Source organism: Cardiobacterium valvarum (genome assembly GCF_900460955.1).
Classification (GTDB): domain Bacteria; phylum Pseudomonadota; class Gammaproteobacteria; order Cardiobacteriales; family Cardiobacteriaceae; genus Cardiobacterium; species Cardiobacterium valvarum.
Map to the genome: position 1 here is coordinate 663,263 of NZ_UFUW01000001.1, position 16,704 is coordinate 679,966.

The following is a 16,704-nucleotide window of genomic DNA, read 5'->3' on the forward strand; positions in this document are numbered from 1 at the left end:
AGAACCGCGTAAGAGACAACCCCACCAAGCGGAACAAGCACACAACCTGAACAAAAACCAATTGGAGATAGACCATGAGCTGCTTAGGTGTACATTTCGCACTCAATGCCGACGACATGGCCGAACTGCGCCAAACAGACTTGCACGACGAAGAGGCACTACAAAACTACCTCGCTAACCTCGAAGCGCGTTACCTCGGCGAAGAAGGCGGGGAACACAGCGCAGAAAGCGGCAAAGCCTGGGACGCCATGCACCGCCTTCTGACTGATGGGCGACTGGAATACCAAAATGGCGAATACCCGCTCAACCACACCGTGATAGGCGGTGAAATCCTTATCGGTAGGGGCGAAGACGACACCTACATCATCAGCCTGAAAACACCGGCACAAGTACAGGACATCGCCCAAGCCCTGATGACCATAGACGAAGAAACCCTCCGCCGCCGCTATTTTGCTCTCGACGAGAAAGCATACGGCTACCCCCTGAGTGAAGATGACTGCGACTATGTCTGGGACTGGTTTCGAAACGTCCGCGACTTCTACCAACGCGCAGCGGCAGCAAATCGCCACGTCATCTTTACCGTTGACCAATAGCCCCGCCAAGCGGGAGAACCACGCGAAAGGACCAACCCGGCAAGACAATACAAACCCAACCACTAACCTACCAACCAGAACCACCTGACAAGAGGAACCCACCATGAAAATCCTGCACGTATGTTCAGAACTCTACCCGCTCATCAAAACCGGCGGCCTGGCCGATGTTTTGGGCGCCCTGCCTTTTGCCCAACATGCTGCGGGACAAGACGTGCGCGTCGTTTTGCCGCTCTATCCGCAAGTTGCGGAAAAAATCGGCGAAACCGGCCATGTTGGCTACTACCACACCTTCGCGGGCGATATCGAACTGCGTCATACCAACTACAACGGCGTCGGCATCTACCTCATAGACTGCCCGCACCTCTACCAGCGGCCGGGCAACCCCTACCACGACCAGCACTACGCCGACTACGGCGACAACTACCTGCGCTTCGGCCTCCTCGGCTGGGTCGGCGCCTCGCTCGCCGCCGGAGCCGATAGCTGGTGGCGCCCAGACGTCCTGCACTGCCACGACTGGCAGGCCGGCCTCGCGCCCGCCTACCTCGCCGCTTGGGAAGTGCCGGTCAAAACCGTCTTCACCATCCACAACCTCGCCTATGCGGGCATTTTCAACAGCCGTCACATGATTGAGCTGGGCCTGCCGCAAAACATGTACGGTCCCTACGGCTTCGAATTCTACGGGCAAATGTCCTACCTCAAAGCAGGCCTCTACTACGCCGACCACATCACGACCGTCAGCCCGACCTACGCGCGCGAAATCACCGTGCCTGAACACGGCTATGGCCTGCATGGCCTGCTCGGCGAACGTGCCGCACAAGGACGGCTTACCGGCATCCTGAACGGCGTGGACGATACCACCTGGAACCCCGGCACCGACCCGCATATTGATAAGCCCTACACCATGGATTACATGCAGGGCAAACGCACCAACAAACACACCCTGCAACAAACCTTCAATCTGCCGACAGATGACAGTGTGCCGCTACTCGTGATGATCACCCGCCTCACCGAACAAAAAGGTGCGGACATCCTCCTCGGCGCCGCCGAAAGTCTGCTCTCACGGCCACTACAACTTGCCATCCTCGGCACCGGCGCGCCCGACCTCGAAGCCGCCTTCCGCGACCTCGCCGGGCGTCATCCGGACAAAGTCGGCGTGCGCATTACCTATAACGAAGCCCTCTCGCACCAAATGATCGCGGGTGGCGACGTCATCCTTGTGCCGAGCCGCTTCGAACCCTGCGGCCTCACCCAACTCTACGGCCTCAAATATGGCACATTGCCGCTGGTACGCGCCACAGGCGGCCTCGCCGATACCGTCGTTGATAGCAACGAAGACAGCGTTGCCAGCCACAGTGCGACCGGCTTCGTCTTCCACCAGCCGACTGCGGACGCCCTGCTCGGCGCCGCCGGACGGATGCTGGAGACCTGGCAGAACACCGGACAATGGGCGGGCATTCAGCACAACGCGATGCAGGCCGATTTCGGCTGGCATAAAGCCGCCAATGCCTACGACGCGCTCTATGGCACCTTGTGAAGCGGCGAATAGCATAGCCGCTCCACAAACCCAAGCCCCTCGCCCCGCGCGAGGGGCTTTTTATCGTGTGCAAAGATCCATCCAAAAATAACCTGACCGTGTAACTGTGCCCCGCCTGCCGGTATGGACCTGCGCGAAGCCTGATAGACTATTCCCAATCTCCGGCCCATACATAACCCACACGAACCCAGCCTCCCATGACCACCCCGACCACTGCCGACCAAGCCCCCGTCTCCGCTCCGCGCCGTCCCCGCCGTTGGCGCCGCCTTGTCAAGCGCATCCTGCTGACCCTCATCACCCTCCTCCTGCTTATACTTGCGCTCGCCTACTGGCTGCTGGGTATCGCCAGCGGTTACCGCCAACTGCCCAAGCTCATCAACCACCTCACCCCCTACACCCTCACCTACGACCAGCTTGACGGCGCCCTGCTCGGCAGCCAGCGCTGGCAGAACCTGCACCTCAGCGGCGGCGGCCTCGACATCCGCGCCGCCGAACTGTACCTCGACCTGCGCGCAAGCGAACTGCTGCACGGCAACATCCATCTGGCAGAAGTCGCCCTGAGCGACGCCACCATCACCCTGCCGCCTGCCAGCGACGCCCCCAAACCCGCCAGCACCGGCGAACCCGCGACCATCCCCGCCCAACTGCCTGCTATTGACCTGCCCGTTGACCTCAATATCGACCAACTCCGCCTCGCCAACATCACCCTGAACCAACAACAAAAACCCATCCTGCACATCGAAAGCGCCGACCTCGCTGCCGCCTACCGCGACAGCACCCTCACTACACGCGGCAACGCCCACACCGACAAAGGCAGCTTCGACCTTGACGCCAGCCTCACCACCCGCGACGACTACCCGATCACCCTCAAACTCAGTGGCGACACCCCGCTCACCACCCCGCCGCAAACCCTCACCCTCGACTGGCAACAAAGCCTGCTCAAACCCCGACTCAGCCTCGCCCTTGGCGGCATGGCAAGCGGCAGCATTGACTTCGACGGCAACATCGACCTTGAAGCGCGCCGCCTGCACAGCACCCTCGCCTGGCACAACCTCGCTTACGAAGAACACCGCAGCCACGGCAGCCTCGACCTCAACGGCACCTTCGATACCCTCAGCGCCACCCTCGACGCTGACTACAGTCACCCCGGCACCCCACCGGCCCACCTCACCCTCAATACCGACATCCACGGCGCTGCCCTGAAAAACACCCGCCTCAACCTCGCCGCCCTCGGTGGCCGCGCCGAATACAGCGGCGACGCCGATTTCAGCGGCAGTCCCGCATGGCACGGCACTCTCACCATCCGTGACATCGACAGCAAAAAACACAACACCGCCCTTGACCTGCAACTCGACGGCGACATCCGCACCCACGGCGGCGACGGCCACGCCGCCCTCACCATCGAAAGCCTCAAAGGGCGCTGGCAAAACCACCCCGTCAGCGGCAGCGGCAGCCTCGACTACGACGGCAACACCCTCACCGCGCGCGACCTGCAACTCGCCCTCGCCGGCAACAGCGTCCGTGCCAACGGCAGCGCCGCACCGGAGCGCGCCGACCTCGACCTCAACCTCACCGTGCCCGCCCTCGAACGACTCGTCCCCATTGTGGCTGGCGACATCCAGGCGCGCGTCCACCTCGGCGGCAACCTGCTCGCCCCGACCATCAACGGCGACCTCAACTGGCGCAACCTCACCGTTGGCGACAAACAAAACCCCATCACCTACTCAAAACAAGGCAGCGCCCACGCCGAAGGCCCGTTTAACCGCCTCGCCGTAACCGTGAACGGCGACGCGCGCGGCAGACACTATCCGCCGCTCACCCTTAAAGGCACCGCCACCCTCGACCCGCTGCACCGCGTCGAGAACATCGACTTCGACATCCGCAGCCTGCAAGGCAAAATCCACCTCACCGGCAGCAGCGACTACCTGCCGCACGTTGCCTGGGATGCCCGCGCCACCGCCGAAAACCTGCACCCCGGCGACTGGCCGCTGCTCAAAACCCTGCAAAACAGCAGCCTGAGCGCCGAACTCGCGAGCAAAGGCGGCTACCGCGACAACAAAACCACCCTCACCGCCAGCATCAACAAACTGCGCGGCAACTGGCGCAAACAGCCGCTCAGTGGCAACGCCGCCATCAAACTCGACGGCCAAAACCTCGACCTGGACACCCTCGACCTGCGCCTCGGCGACAACCAACTCACCGCCAGCGGCAAACTGCACGGCAGCGACCTCGACCTCAACTACAGCGCCGACGGCAAACAACTCGCCGCCCTCTACCCCGGCCTTGGCGGCAATTTGCGCGGCAAAGGCAAACTCAGCGGCAAACTCGCGAACCCCGCCATCCAAAGCCAACTCAGCGGACAAAACCTTGCCTGGGGCGTGCACAAAATCGCCAGCCTGCAAGCCGACATCAACACCGCGCACCAAAAAAACGGCGCCTACCACAACCGCATCCAGCTCGGCGGCGTGCAAACGGGCGGCCAGCGCTGGCAGAACATCCAGCTCACCACCGACGGCACCTACCAAAACCACCGCCTCAACCTCGCGACCACCGGTGGCGAAGCCAACCTCAAACTCGCCATGCAGGGCGGCTTCAGCGCCGCCGATCAATGGCGCGGCGACCTCAGCACCCTCGAACTCGCCGCCTACGACAACACCCTGCGCCTGCAACACCGCGCCGCCCTGGAACTCGGCGCGAAAAACCTCGCCGTGCGCGACCTCTGCCTCGCCGACCAATACAGCAGCCTCTGCCTCGACCTCAAACACGACAAACAAACCGAACTCGCCTACCGCATCCGCGAAATCAACCCGAAAAGCCTCGGCAAACACCTGCCGGATAGCGTCTCGCTCAACACCGTCCTCACCGGCAACGGCAACCTCACCCGCAGCGCCAGCGGCCAAATCCGGGGCGATGCCGACCTGCAACTCAAACCTGGCAACATCACCATCCGCGCCAAAGGCCAACCGCCGCTCAACCTGCCGCTCAAAACCGCGCGTCTTGCCACCCGCTTCACCGACAAACAGGCCGAGAGCACCCTCACCATCGACATGGGCGACAACGGCCACATCAACGGCCACGCCCGCATCAGCGATTACCGCCGGCAAAACCTGAGCGGCGACATCAGCCTCAACCTGCCCGACATCGGCAAATACCGCAACTTCATCCCCAAAGCGAGCGAACTCAAAGGCCGCATCAACGGCACCCTCAATCTCGGCGGCACCGTCAGCGCCCCGGTCGCGAGCGGCAGCCTGCAACTCGAAGGCGGCAGCCTGAAAATCCCCGAATACGCCACCGAACTCAACAACATCCGCCTCAAACTCAGCGCTGCGCGCAGCGGACAAATCGACATCAACGGCAACATCGGCACCCCGGACGGCAACCTCGATACCACAGGCACCCTCAACCTTGCCCCCACCCGCCTTGACCTGCGCCTGAACGGACACAACATGCTGATTGCGAACAGCAAAAAAATGCAAATCACCATCAGCCCGGACTTCAAAATCCGCATCGACCCCGCAGACGGCATCGACGTACAAGGCAAAATCCACGTCCCCAAAGCCAACATCTCCATCCCCGACACCAGCGGCGGCGTGGACATCTCCAAAGACGTGGTCGTCCTCGGCGAAGGCGAAAGCAAAGAAGAAGCCGCAAAAAAGCGCCTGGCGGCACCGCCCCCCGTGCCCTTCAAAGCTGACATCGCCGTTACCCTGGGGGACAAGGTTTACTTCAAAAACAAAGACGTGAACATCCGCCTCAAAGGCGGCATCACCATCATCGAGCGCCCGAAACGCCCGCTCACCGCCAAAGGCACCATTGAAGTCGCGAGCGGTATCTACCAACTCTACGGCCAGGAACTTGACATCAAACATGGCCGCGCCACCTACAGCGGCGGCAGCATCGCCAACCCCACCATCGACGTCCTCGCCCTGCGCAACATTGACAACAAAGATATCCAGGTCGGCGCCTCCGTGACCGGCGCCGCAGACCGCCTGCGCCTGAAACTCACCTCCACCCCGAAAATGCCGGACTCCGCCATCCTCTCCTACCTCCTCTTCGGCAAATCACCGGATGGCACCATGGACAACGAAGCGCTGCTGCAAACCGCCGCCGGCCTGTCGCTGGGCGGCGTCCTGCCCGGCGGCAGCATCGGCAAACAAACGGGGCTGGACGTATTCGACCTCGGTGTCAGCGGGCTCAAAGCGGGCAAATACCTCACCTCGGATATCTACGTCGGCATGAAAAGCAACTTCTTCACCGGCGTGACCGAATTTATCGCCCGCTACCAGATCAACAAACGTTTCAGCGTGGAGGGCAGCGCCGGCGCGGGCAGCAAAAGCGGCGGCAACGCCATCGACTTCCTCTACGAATTCGAAAAAGACTGAACAGGCCGCCAAGCGGGATAGACGCTGGGCTCGTGAGCAGCCGCCAAGCGGGACAAACACTGGGTTTGTGGGAAGGGCAGGGCGCCAAGCGGGATAAATCTGGGCTCGCGCGTAGGATGGACTTTAGCCCACCGGGCAAGCGCCGCCTGCTTTCTGCGTCCTTTGCAAGAACACTGCCAAGCGGGCAGGGCAGGCTCGCGCAAGATAGCTATCTTATTTTCTAGATAACGATTTATCTGGATAGTTTTCTTACGATTCCTGGATAAATCTCTTGCCACATGTTCTTCAATTTCTCTCTTTATTATCAGTGTGTTGTGAAAGTTTTTTGCTGCCTTTCGCGAGTTGGCACATTTTCGGCAATAGGGTAAGTGCAGATAAATGCCGAAGGAACTACATCAAGGGTTCCGTGAGAGCGGGTTCGAGTCCCGCCGGTGTCTCCGGATGCCGAGGCGAAAGGGTAGCCGCGCGGAAAGGGTTTCTTCACCCCTCGTTATCTGTACGCGCCGAATGCGCGGGAAACTACAGAAAAACAAGGTCGCGGGTTCGAGTCCCGCCCCGTTGGCCCGCCAACGGGTAGTTCAGTTGGATAGAACATGGAGCGTTTCCCGCAACCTCGTCGGCGCGGCGCTATGCCCTTACGGCGTAGCGCAGGGCAGTCAAATGCCGAAGGAATTACAGCCTCCAACGCTCGTGGTCGCGGGTTCGAATCCCGCCCCTGCCGCCATCAATGGCAGGGTAGCTCAGAGGTAGAGCACGTAACGATTTCTTCACCCCTCGTTGACTGTCCTGCGCTGCGTCGCGCGGTGTAGCGCAGAGCGGACAAATGCCGAAGGAATTACAGCATTCCCGGGTCGTGGCGCGGGTTCGAATCTCGCCCCTGCTGCACGATGGCAGGGTAGTTTAGCGGTAGAACACGACCGTCTGTTTCTTCACTCTTGTTGTCCGCTCTGCGTTGCGCCGCTGTGGCCTGGCGGGTTGCATAGCCGTTTTGTTTGCCGGATGTCCGTTGTGGGCATCCGGGCAACCCGCCGCATCACGCTGCCGTGCAGCACGGCGCATCTGGCGAATGCCGGCAGGATTACATCTCGAAAATGACGTCCTGCCACGACTTGTCGCCATCACAAATTCATATAAGAAGGACAAAAATCATGGCTAATTTCAAACTGTTCCCATCGCGCAAACAAAAACAGACTGCCACCGACACCTACAACGAAGCGGGCGGCCGCGCCTACACGCAAACCCCGGCACAACAACTGGCGCAGCTTGCCGCTACCGGCTGCCTGAACAGCACCTACTACGCAAGCGCGGAAACCCAACTGACGCAAGTGCTCGAACTCGCCCGGCAGGTTTCCCCGGAATTTCTCGCCAAGACCGCGATTTACGCCCGCGAACGCGGCTACATGAAAGACATGCCCGCGCTGCTGTTGGCGGTGCTGGCGGCGCGCGACGTAGCGCTGTGTGCGGCGGTGTTTGACCGCGTCGTGGACAGCGGCAAAATGCTGCGCAACTTCGCGCAAATCGTGCGCAGCGGCGTAGTAGGGCGCAAATCCTTCGGTACCCGTCCGAAAAAACTCATTCAGCACTGGCTGAACACCGCGACGGAAACGCAACTGCTTAATGCCGCCATCGGCAACAACCCGTCGCTGGCGGACGTAGTGAAAATGGTGCACCCGCAGCCGCGCGAAGCATGGCGCGCCGCCTGGTTCGCCTGGCTCATCGGCAAGCCGTACGAATACGCCGCCCTGCCGCCTTTGACCGCCGCCTTTGAAACCTACAAACGCAACAAAAGCAAACCGCGTGGCGCGCTGCCGCCTGTCCCCTTCCAGATGCTGACCGCGCTCAACCTGGACGGCGATGCCTGGGCGCAAATCGCGAAGAACGGCTCATGGCAGCAAGTGCGGCAGAATCTCAACACCTTCGCGCGCCACGGCGTTTTTGATAAAGACAAACACAACAAAGACAGATACATCCGCAGCGTCGCCGCCAAACTGCGCGACCCGGCTGCCATCGCCCGTGCCCGCGCCATGCCGTACCAACTGCTGACCACCTGGCAGGCCGCCGGTGATGCCATACCGGGTGCCATCCGCGACGCCTTGCAGGATGCGATGGAAATCGCGGTGCAGAACGTGCCGCAGCTACCGGGCAACATCGTCGTCTGCCCGGACGTCTCCGGCTCGATGCAAAGCCCCGTTACCGGCTATCGCGCAGGTGCAACCAGCAAAACCCGCTGTATCGACGTCGCCGCGCTCATCAGCGCCGCCGTGCTGCGCCATAACCCGCAGGCGCGCGTCATCCCGTTCGAAATGGTCACGGTGAACGTGCGCCTCAACCCGCGCGACAGCATCATGACCAACGCCGAAAAACTGGCGGACATCGGCGGGGGCGGCACCGCGTGCAGCGCGCCGCTACGCCTGCTCAATCGCGAAAAAGCGCGCGTTGACATGGTCATCATCGTCTCGGACAACGAATCGTGGGCGGATCAGGCGCACGGCCACAAAAGCGCCCTGCTTGCCGAATGGGATACCCTGAAACGACGCTGCCCGCAGGCCAAACTCGTCTGCATCGACATCCAGCCATATGTGACGACGCCCGCGAAAAACCGCGCGGACATCCTCAACATCGGCGGCTTCAGCGACCACGTCTTCACCCTGCTCGGCGACTTCGCGACGCAGAACAGCGGCGACGACCACTGGGTGCGCAGCATTGAAGCCATCGAACTGCTGCGCGAAGCGGCATAACGCCCAATCCCTTCCTCCGCTTGCGGGGGAAGGGGATGCGATAACGCATTGCCCAGGCAAGCGGGACAACATAAAGTAGCCGGACATCACCGGAAAAAGGAAAACACCATGCACCAAAGCCACTACACATTCAGCGTCGACGACGCCCTGCAACAAGCCTTTAACCGTGCCGCTGCCCGTCAACACCTTGATGCCGCCGAACTCCTGCGCAATTACATGCGCAGCTTTATCGCCCGGCAAACCGAACCGGCAGAACCGGAAACACTCACCATCGCGGAAGCCCTTGGCGGCTACCATCCCGCCGCAGAAATAGAAATCGAATTTGAGCGTGACAAATCATTACCCCGCACCATAGAGTTTGACTAAATGTATCTGCTCGACACCAACATCATTTCCGAATTGAAAAAGCTCGATTCAGGAAAAATACACCCGCAAGTACAGCGTTGGGCATACAGCATTAACCTGATGCAGACCAAAGTCAGCGTCGTCAGCATCACCGAAATACGCACGGGCATCCTGTCCCTTGCCCGCAAAGACCAAGCGCAGGCGGCATCGCTCGATAACTGGTTCACCAACCGCCTCTTGCCTGCCTACCGTACCAGGACATTGTCAGTTGATACAGAAGTCGCGCTCATATGCGCACAATTACACATCCCCGCTAAACGGCCAATAAACGACGCCTATATCGCGGCAACCGCTATCGCGCATAACCTGACCCTTGTTACCCGTAACGTGCGAGATTTCCAAGGATTACCGCTGATGCTGGAAAACCCATTTGAATAAAAAGGAACAACAACCATGAAACTTGCCCAAGCCCTTATCGAACGCGCCGACCTGCAACGCAAACTGGCGCAACTCGGCGCCCGCCTGCAACAAAACGCCCAATACCAGGAAGGCGAAGCGCCTGCCGAAGACCCGCAGGACCTGCTCACCGACTACCGCCGCAGTGCGGCGGCGCTGACCCGTCTTATTGTTGCCATCAACCGCGCCAACCACAACGTGACCCTCGCCGACGGCACCACCATGCTGGCGGCGCTGGCCGAGCGCGACCGCTTGAAAGCCGAACACGCCATGCTCGGCAAAGTCGCCGACGCTGCCATGGCCGACCAGTCCCGCTACAGCCGCAGCGAAATCCGCACCCTCGCCGCCGTGGACATCCGTGCCCTGCGGGTTGAGGCGGACAACGTCGCCAAACGCTGCCGCGAACTGGACATCCAAATCCAGCAGGCAAACTGGGAAAACGACATTGCGGAAGAGGAGGCTGGCTAAGGCATAAAATCATGGCATTGAGGCCCTTCCCCGTGGCCGCGCCCACAACCACGCAAGCGTTTTGGCGGGCAAGCGGCGAAAGGATGGGGGATGGAAAATACTTCCTCATAACCCTTACGCCATGCAGCAAAAAGGACCATAAAACCCAAGCGGCATAACCGTTTCAGTAGTTACTTCAAGATGTGGATGTCAAACCCTTAAAAGCAATTGGAGCTGGTAGCGGGCTACCGTTAAACCGAACAACGACCGCCCAACATCGCTCATCCAACAGCGCAACAGCAACCCACACAACGAACCCATACAACCAGATATCGGCTTGAAATAACGAGGGAGGGTGGCGCGGGAAACCGTTACGCCGCATAAACCCGCCATGCGGGACAAAACCTGCATTCTTGTAGGGCGGGCTTCAGCCCGCCAAATAAATGACAACTTCCACCAAGCGGGATAAAACCCGACCTTGCGCGCAGCGCAATGTCCCCTCCCCCGTGGGGGAGGGCTGGGGAGAGGGCATTCGTCCGCAGGACGAACTTTCAAACCCCGATGGTTGACAAAAACCATCGAAAAACAACAAAAACCGGCATCTACGCCGCTTGGCGCGTCTTCAACCCAATAAATCCAGTCCGCCAAGCGGCAAAAAACACCGCCCGAACAACCCCACCACAGCTATGAAAACCGCCTGCCTCAGTGCCGAAGAAAACCCTGCCATCGCCGCCGCTATCCGCGACTACCATCGCTGCGGCGGCGTTTTGGATATCAGAACCTGCACCAGTGCCGACGGCACACCAAGTCATCAGCAACACCTGCGCGCAGCGGCATACACCCTGCACAGCGTCATCACCGTCCGCAGCGCAGAACGACGGCGACTCGCCGCCCGTGCCGGGGCGGACACCCTGCCCGACGCCTATCGGCAACATTTCCCGTTGGCAGAACAACATGGCAGACGCATCAACGCTGCCGCCTTTTGGGGGCCGACATACGAACCGGCGCAGCAACGCCTGCTCATCCGCGCGCAAGAAAACCGCTACTACCGCCACGACGCCGCCATCACCCCGGACAACGCCGTCATCCTGCGGGAAAACACCCCCGCCTTCTGCCACGCCTTCCTGGAGCCACCCTATCCGGCCACCTTCGGGCGCAGCATCCGCGAGAGTGGCCAATACTTCCTCGACTTCTGCACCCTGCTGTTCGGCACCCTGCACGACATCGAAGCCTACGCCTGGGACACCGCTTGCAGCGACTACTTCGATGCCGGCAAAGAATGGTGGGGCGCTCACTTCTGGACGGTGTACAGCCCGCATAACGGCCGCTACACCGGCATCATCGCCTCGGCAACGTACTGACCAACAAAAAGCACCAACATGACAAAAGGAAACCCCATGCAAAAATTCATCCTCCTGCGCGGCCACCAAGGATCGGGCAAAACCACCTTCGCCCACGCACAAATCGCCGCCTTCCAAAAACAATACCCGGACGCGCACATCGTCCACATCGAAAACGACCTGCTCATGACCGACGAAAACGGCGAATACCGCTTCTCCGGCAAAGCAGTGGACGCCGCACAACGACAAGGCCTCGCCATGATGCAGAAAGCCTGCGAACGCGGCCGCGCCAACCCGCACGAACACATCCTCATCATCAACTCCAACACCAACCAAAAATCCGCCGCCTGCATCCACCTGCTGCGACTCGCGCGCAAACACAAATTCGCCGAAAAAATCTACCGCCTGCACAACTTCTATCCGAACCAGCACGGCGTGCGCGAAGCCGAAGTGCTCGCCGCCTACGTCCGTCTGAACCACAACCGCCTGCGCGACGAAGAAGACGTGCCGCCGACAAAACCGATGGATGCTGCCACCGCCGCCCTCATCGCCGAAATAGAAGCGCACCAAAGCCGCAAACCCGAATACGACACGGCCCGCCACACCTACATCACCGCCGCTTACCTGCGCGGCGGCCACCGCGACTACATCGCGAAAAAATCCGCGCGCTACCCCGCCCTGCGCGTCCTCAAATACGCGCGCAGCGTCTTCTACGAAAACCGCTTCGACGACGCCCTGCTGGAAATGCGCGGCATCATCCTGGATGACGACGACAACATCATCGTCCGCCCTTTCAAAAAAGTCTTCAATTACAGCGAGCGCACCGCCGAAAACAGCCGTTACCCGCTGCACCTTGTCGACGACCACCCGGTCGAAGCCGTGCAGAAAATCAACGGCTTTCTCGGCTGCTGCACCTACGTTGCGCGCGCGGACGACGCGGCAAACCACAACCACCAAGTGCTCTACTCCACCACCGGCTCGCTGGACAGCCGCTTTGCCGACCTGACGCGCGCGCATTGCCAACCATACGAAGACCTCTTCCGCGCCTACCCCAACCACACCTTCCTCTTTGAAATCACCGACGCCGACGACGTGCACATCATCAAAGAAAGACTGGGCGAAACCCTGATCGGCCTCATCGACGTGGCGACCGGCCGCCAATACAGCGAACGCGAACTGAACGACATCGCTGCCGCTTACAACGCGACGCACGCCAACCCGCTGCACCGCCCGCCGCTTTTAGAAAACCTGACCTTCGGCGAACTCAAAGAAAAACTGAAAACCGTCGAACACGAAGGCTATATGGTCTTTGACGGCGAAAACAAAGAAATGCTCTTTAAACTCAAATCGCCGTATTACCTCATCTCCAAATTCCTGGGACGCAGCAACGACAAAAACCTCAACCACAAACTGGATAAAAAACACGTGGACGAAGAATACTACTCGCTCATTGACCACCTCAAAGAAAACCGCGAGACCTTCAAGGCGATGACCGAATTAGAAAAAATAGCCTACATCCAGGAATACCTGCGCAACAGCATCTGAACCCTGCGCAGCAAATCCCTTGCCGCAAATCAGCTCAAAACCCCGGAAAAACCATGCCTACGACCTACTTCACCTCCGACCTGCACTTCTCGCACAAAAACATCATGAAATTCTGCCCGCAGTTCCGTTCCTATGCCTCCATCAAAGAAATGGATGCGGCGCTGATTGCCCAATGGAACGCGACTGTTGCGCCGGAAGACACCGTCTATAACCTCGGCGACATCTCCTTCGCCCGTGACGCCGCCAGCATCGCCCGCGTCCTGCATCAGCTCAACGGCGAGCACCACCTCATCCTCGGCAACCACGACGAAGTCATCGCCAAAAACCGCGACTACTTCCTCCATACCACGAAAGCCGATGGCAGGCCGCTGCTCGCCTCCATCAAAAACTACCGCCAGGTGGTATGCGACGGTTGCAGCCAGCCTCTGGTGCTTTTCCATTACCCGATCCAAGAATGGGACGGCTGCGGCAAAGGCCGCTACCACCTCTACGGCCACGTGCACGACCGCCTCGCGCCGCTGCCCGGCCGTCTGCTCAACGTCGGCTACGACCTGCATGGCCGCCTGCTCAAAGCGCACGACATCGAAACCTACCTGCGCGACCTGCCGGCCCTCGTCCACCACGACGGGCAAAACACCCTCCGCCCGGCAGACACAAACGACGCCCGCACACAAATCGCCGCCGCCCTGCGCCGTCTGAACGGGTGAAAAGGCCGCGAGACCAGGATTTATCCCGCTTGACGGCTTGCCACGACCCCAGCGTTTATCCCGCTTGGCGGCTGCCCACGAGCCCAGCATTTATCCCGCTTGGCGGCTCGCCACGAGCCCAGCATTTATCCCGCTTGGCGGCTCGCCACGAGCCCAGCATTTATCCCGCTTGACGGCCCGGCTACGAGCCCAGCGTTTATCCTGCTTGGCGCGCTCCCAAGTCCGAACATTGCACGAAAAAATCCCTTCCCCCGCTTGCGGGGGAAGGTGGCCGAAGGCCGGAAGGGGGGAATACAAAACCAGGATTTCTCCCCTTGGCGGTTGCCCACGAGCCCAGCGTTTATCCTGCTTGGCGCGCTCCCAAGTCCGAACATTGCACGAAAAAATCCCTTTCCCCGCTTGCGGGGGAAGGTGGCCGAAGGCCGGAAGGGGGGAATACAAAACCAGGATTTCTCCCCTTGGCGGTTGCCCACGAACCCAGTGTTTATCCCGCTTGGCGGCAGTCCGTAAGCCCAGTGTTTATCCCGTTTGGCGGCTTGCCACGAGCCCAGCGTTTATCCCGCTTGGCGGCTGCCCACGAGCCCAGCATTTATCCCGCTTGGCGGCTCGCCACGAGCCCAGCATTTATCCCGCTTGACGGCCCGGCTACGAGCCCAGCGTTTATCCTGCTTGGCGCGCTCCCAAGTCCGAACATTGCACGAAAAAATCCCTTCCCCCGCTTGCGGGGGAAGGTGGCCGAAGGCCGGAAGGGGGGAATACAAAACCAGGATTTCTCCCTTGGCGGTTGCCCACGAACCCAGGGTTTATCCCGCTTGGCGGCAGTCCGTAAGCCCAGTGTCTATTCCGCTTGACGGCTGCCTACGAACCCTGTGTTTATTCCGCTTGGCAGGCTGAAAACGTTTTATTCCGTGGACGGCAGGGCGCAGAGGCGCACGGGATAGATGCGCCCGTCTTTGCCGAGGCCGACGCCGATGAAGGTGCCGTCGGCATAGAGGGCGTATTCGCCGCCGGCGTTGGCGCAGGCGATGTCGTTGCCGTTACGGATGAAGCGCTGTTTGGCGGCGGGGATGTCGAGACGCGGCAGGTGGGCAGTGCAGGTATCCAGCGGCAGCAGGATGTGTTGCATGGCGGCTTCGTCGCCGCTTTCCTGCCAGTCGCGCAGGGTCGCGAGCGGGGTCATGTCGTGGTGGTCGGCGACGGCGATGCGGCGCAGGGCGGCGGTGTGTCCGGCGCTGTCCAGGGCGGCAGCGAGGTCTTGCAGCAGGCTGCGAATATAGGTGCCTTTGCTGCACCGCACCCGGAAACGGGCGCTATCCGCTACGGCGGGGGCGGGGCCGAGGTAGTGCAGTTCGTGGATGGTGATGGGGCGGGCGGCGAGTTCTGGGGTTTCGCCGCGTCGGGCGAGATTGTAAGCGCGTTTGCCGTCGATTTTCAGCGCGGAGTAGGCGGGCGGGGTTTGTTGTTGCGTGCCGCTGAAGCGGGCGCAAAGGGCAGCCCAGTCCACGCAGTCAAGATTGGGCACGGGCGCATGGCGGGTAGGCGTGCCGGTAAGGTCGCCGCTGTCCGTCTCGTGACCGAAGGCAAGGGTGGCTTCGTAGGTTTTGTCGCCGTCAAGGTAGTAGCGGCCAAACTTCGCCGCTTCGCCGAAGAGGACAGGCAGGAGGCCGCTGGCGAAGGGGTCGAGGGTGCCGCCGTGCCCGGCTTTTTCGGCCTGGTAGAGCCAGCGGGCTTGTTGCAGGGCGCTGTTGCTGCTGATGCCGACGGGTTTGTCGAGCAGGAGGACGCCGTGGATTTTTTTGCGTGCCATAGATTGTCGTTGTTGTGGTTGGGATGGATCGTCAAGCGGGATGATTACCGTGGCTGCCGCTAGGCACCAAAAATCCCGCCCTGTGGCGGGATAGGCCGGAGCCATAGGTAACCGTCCGGGATAGTCTATCTTCGTTCAGGCCAAATTCCGCCACCAACCGATGGCAAAAACATGGAGCGAAACACCCTCTTTCCCGATTACCGGCCGCAAGGTGGCAGGCTGCGCCTGCTCGGTAAGTTGAACTTCACCCTACGAAACCAGCGTTTACGCCGCTTGGCGGAGTCAGTGTTTACGCCCCACGCGGATGCGGCGGTGCAAGGATTTTTTCACGGGGCATCCGGCATCGTCGGGCGAAGATGATGCTAGGCGGGGTTCAGCCCGTCCAGAAAAGAATGGCACGACCCGCAGGGTCTCAAATCAGCGTGAAGCTGTTGTGATTGATCTGCTCCAGCGCGTTGTTTTGCAGCGTCGCCATTGCCGTCAGCATCGTACAAACGCTGATTGCCGGCACCGCCTACACCTGCGACACGGCAGAAGCCGAGCCGCAACGCGGCATTGCCAAGTTGGTCGTCTTTGGCAGCAGCTTCCTCGCCAACCCCGACTTGCCGGAATGTTTCCGCCAAAACGCCCCGCTGAACACGCCCGACTGCGCCACCATGTTCAACGGTGGTGAGAAAGGCTATATTGACTCCGAGCTTATAAACGGCAGCGACACAACAGCCCTCCGGGGCAGTTTTTTATAGTGGCGTGGCTCCGCTTGACAGCTCTTCTTACCAAAGAACCTGCCTCGTTGGGGAAGGGATTTTTATG

The 16,704-nt window shown here is 60.6% G+C and carries 12 protein-coding genes and 1 tRNA gene; 12 read left to right on the plus strand and 1 reads right to left on the minus strand.

Going from position 1 to position 16,704, the window contains the following annotated elements:
- Positions 1-74 precede the first annotated feature (74 nt).
- The 11 genes from DY250_RS03195 to DY250_RS03240 all read left to right on the plus strand — a co-directional run bounded on the left by DY250_RS03195 (position 75) and on the right by DY250_RS03240 (position 14,087).
- Positions 75-593 carry a YfbM family protein gene (locus tag DY250_RS03195; RefSeq protein WP_115610888.1) on the plus strand — a complete coding sequence of 173 codons (519 nt, stop codon included), beginning with the start codon at positions 75-77 and terminating at the stop codon, positions 591-593.
- A gap of 103 nt (positions 594-696) precedes the next feature.
- Positions 697-2,127, plus strand: a complete 1,431-nt coding sequence (gene glgA, locus DY250_RS03200; protein ID WP_115610889.1) for a glycogen synthase GlgA — start codon at positions 697-699, stop codon at positions 2,125-2,127.
- A 197-nt stretch (positions 2,128-2,324) separates the two neighbouring features.
- Complete coding sequence (locus DY250_RS03205) at positions 2,325-6,509, plus strand: translocation/assembly module TamB domain-containing protein (protein ID WP_115610890.1); 4,185 nt, start codon at positions 2,325-2,327, stop codon at positions 6,507-6,509.
- Positions 6,510-6,965: 456 nt separating this feature from the next.
- Positions 6,966-7,078: transfer RNA gene (locus tag DY250_RS13890), tRNA-OTHER, on the plus strand.
- Positions 7,079-7,657: 579 nt separating this feature from the next.
- On the plus strand, positions 7,658-9,247 hold the full coding sequence (locus tag DY250_RS03210; RefSeq protein ID WP_115610891.1) for a vWA domain-containing protein: 1,590 nt from the start codon (positions 7,658-7,660) through the stop codon (positions 9,245-9,247).
- Between the two features lie 108 nt (positions 9,248-9,355).
- Positions 9,356-9,613, plus strand: coding sequence for a toxin-antitoxin system antitoxin subunit (locus tag DY250_RS03215; RefSeq protein WP_115610892.1), 258 nt, complete (start codon positions 9,356-9,358; stop codon positions 9,611-9,613).
- Entirely contained in the window at positions 9,614-10,030 is a 417-nt protein-coding gene (locus DY250_RS03220) for a type II toxin-antitoxin system VapC family toxin (RefSeq protein ID WP_115610893.1), read from the plus strand. It begins immediately after the preceding gene.
- 15 nt (positions 10,031-10,045) lie between these two features.
- On the plus strand, positions 10,046-10,516 hold the full coding sequence (locus DY250_RS03225) for a DIP1984 family protein (RefSeq protein WP_004143370.1): 471 nt from the start codon (positions 10,046-10,048) through the stop codon (positions 10,514-10,516).
- Between the two features lie 665 nt (positions 10,517-11,181).
- Positions 11,182-11,856, plus strand: a complete 675-nt coding sequence (locus tag DY250_RS03230; RefSeq protein ID WP_115610894.1) for a hypothetical protein — start codon at positions 11,182-11,184, stop codon at positions 11,854-11,856.
- A gap of 36 nt (positions 11,857-11,892) precedes the next feature.
- Positions 11,893-13,380: an RNA ligase gene (locus tag DY250_RS03235; protein WP_115610895.1), complete on the plus strand. Its 1,488-nt coding sequence runs from the start codon at positions 11,893-11,895 to the stop codon at positions 13,378-13,380.
- Positions 13,381-13,433: 53 nt separating this feature from the next.
- Positions 13,434-14,087 (plus strand): phosphoesterase, encoded by a 654-nt coding sequence (locus tag DY250_RS03240; RefSeq protein ID WP_115610896.1) that lies wholly within the window; start codon positions 13,434-13,436, stop codon positions 14,085-14,087.
- A gap of 901 nt (positions 14,088-14,988) precedes the next feature.
- Here DY250_RS03240 and truB read toward each other — a convergent pair.
- On the minus strand, positions 14,989-15,894 hold the full coding sequence (gene truB / locus DY250_RS03245; RefSeq protein WP_115610897.1) for a tRNA pseudouridine(55) synthase TruB: 906 nt from the start codon (positions 15,892-15,894) through the stop codon (positions 14,989-14,991).
- 437 nt (positions 15,895-16,331) lie between these two features.
- On the opposite strand from truB, the gene DY250_RS03250 reads away from it, so the two are divergent.
- A complete protein-coding gene (locus DY250_RS03250; RefSeq protein ID WP_115610898.1) occupies positions 16,332-16,637 on the plus strand; it encodes a hypothetical protein in 306 nt (101 codons plus the stop codon).
- The last annotated feature ends 67 nt before the right edge of the window (positions 16,638-16,704 follow it).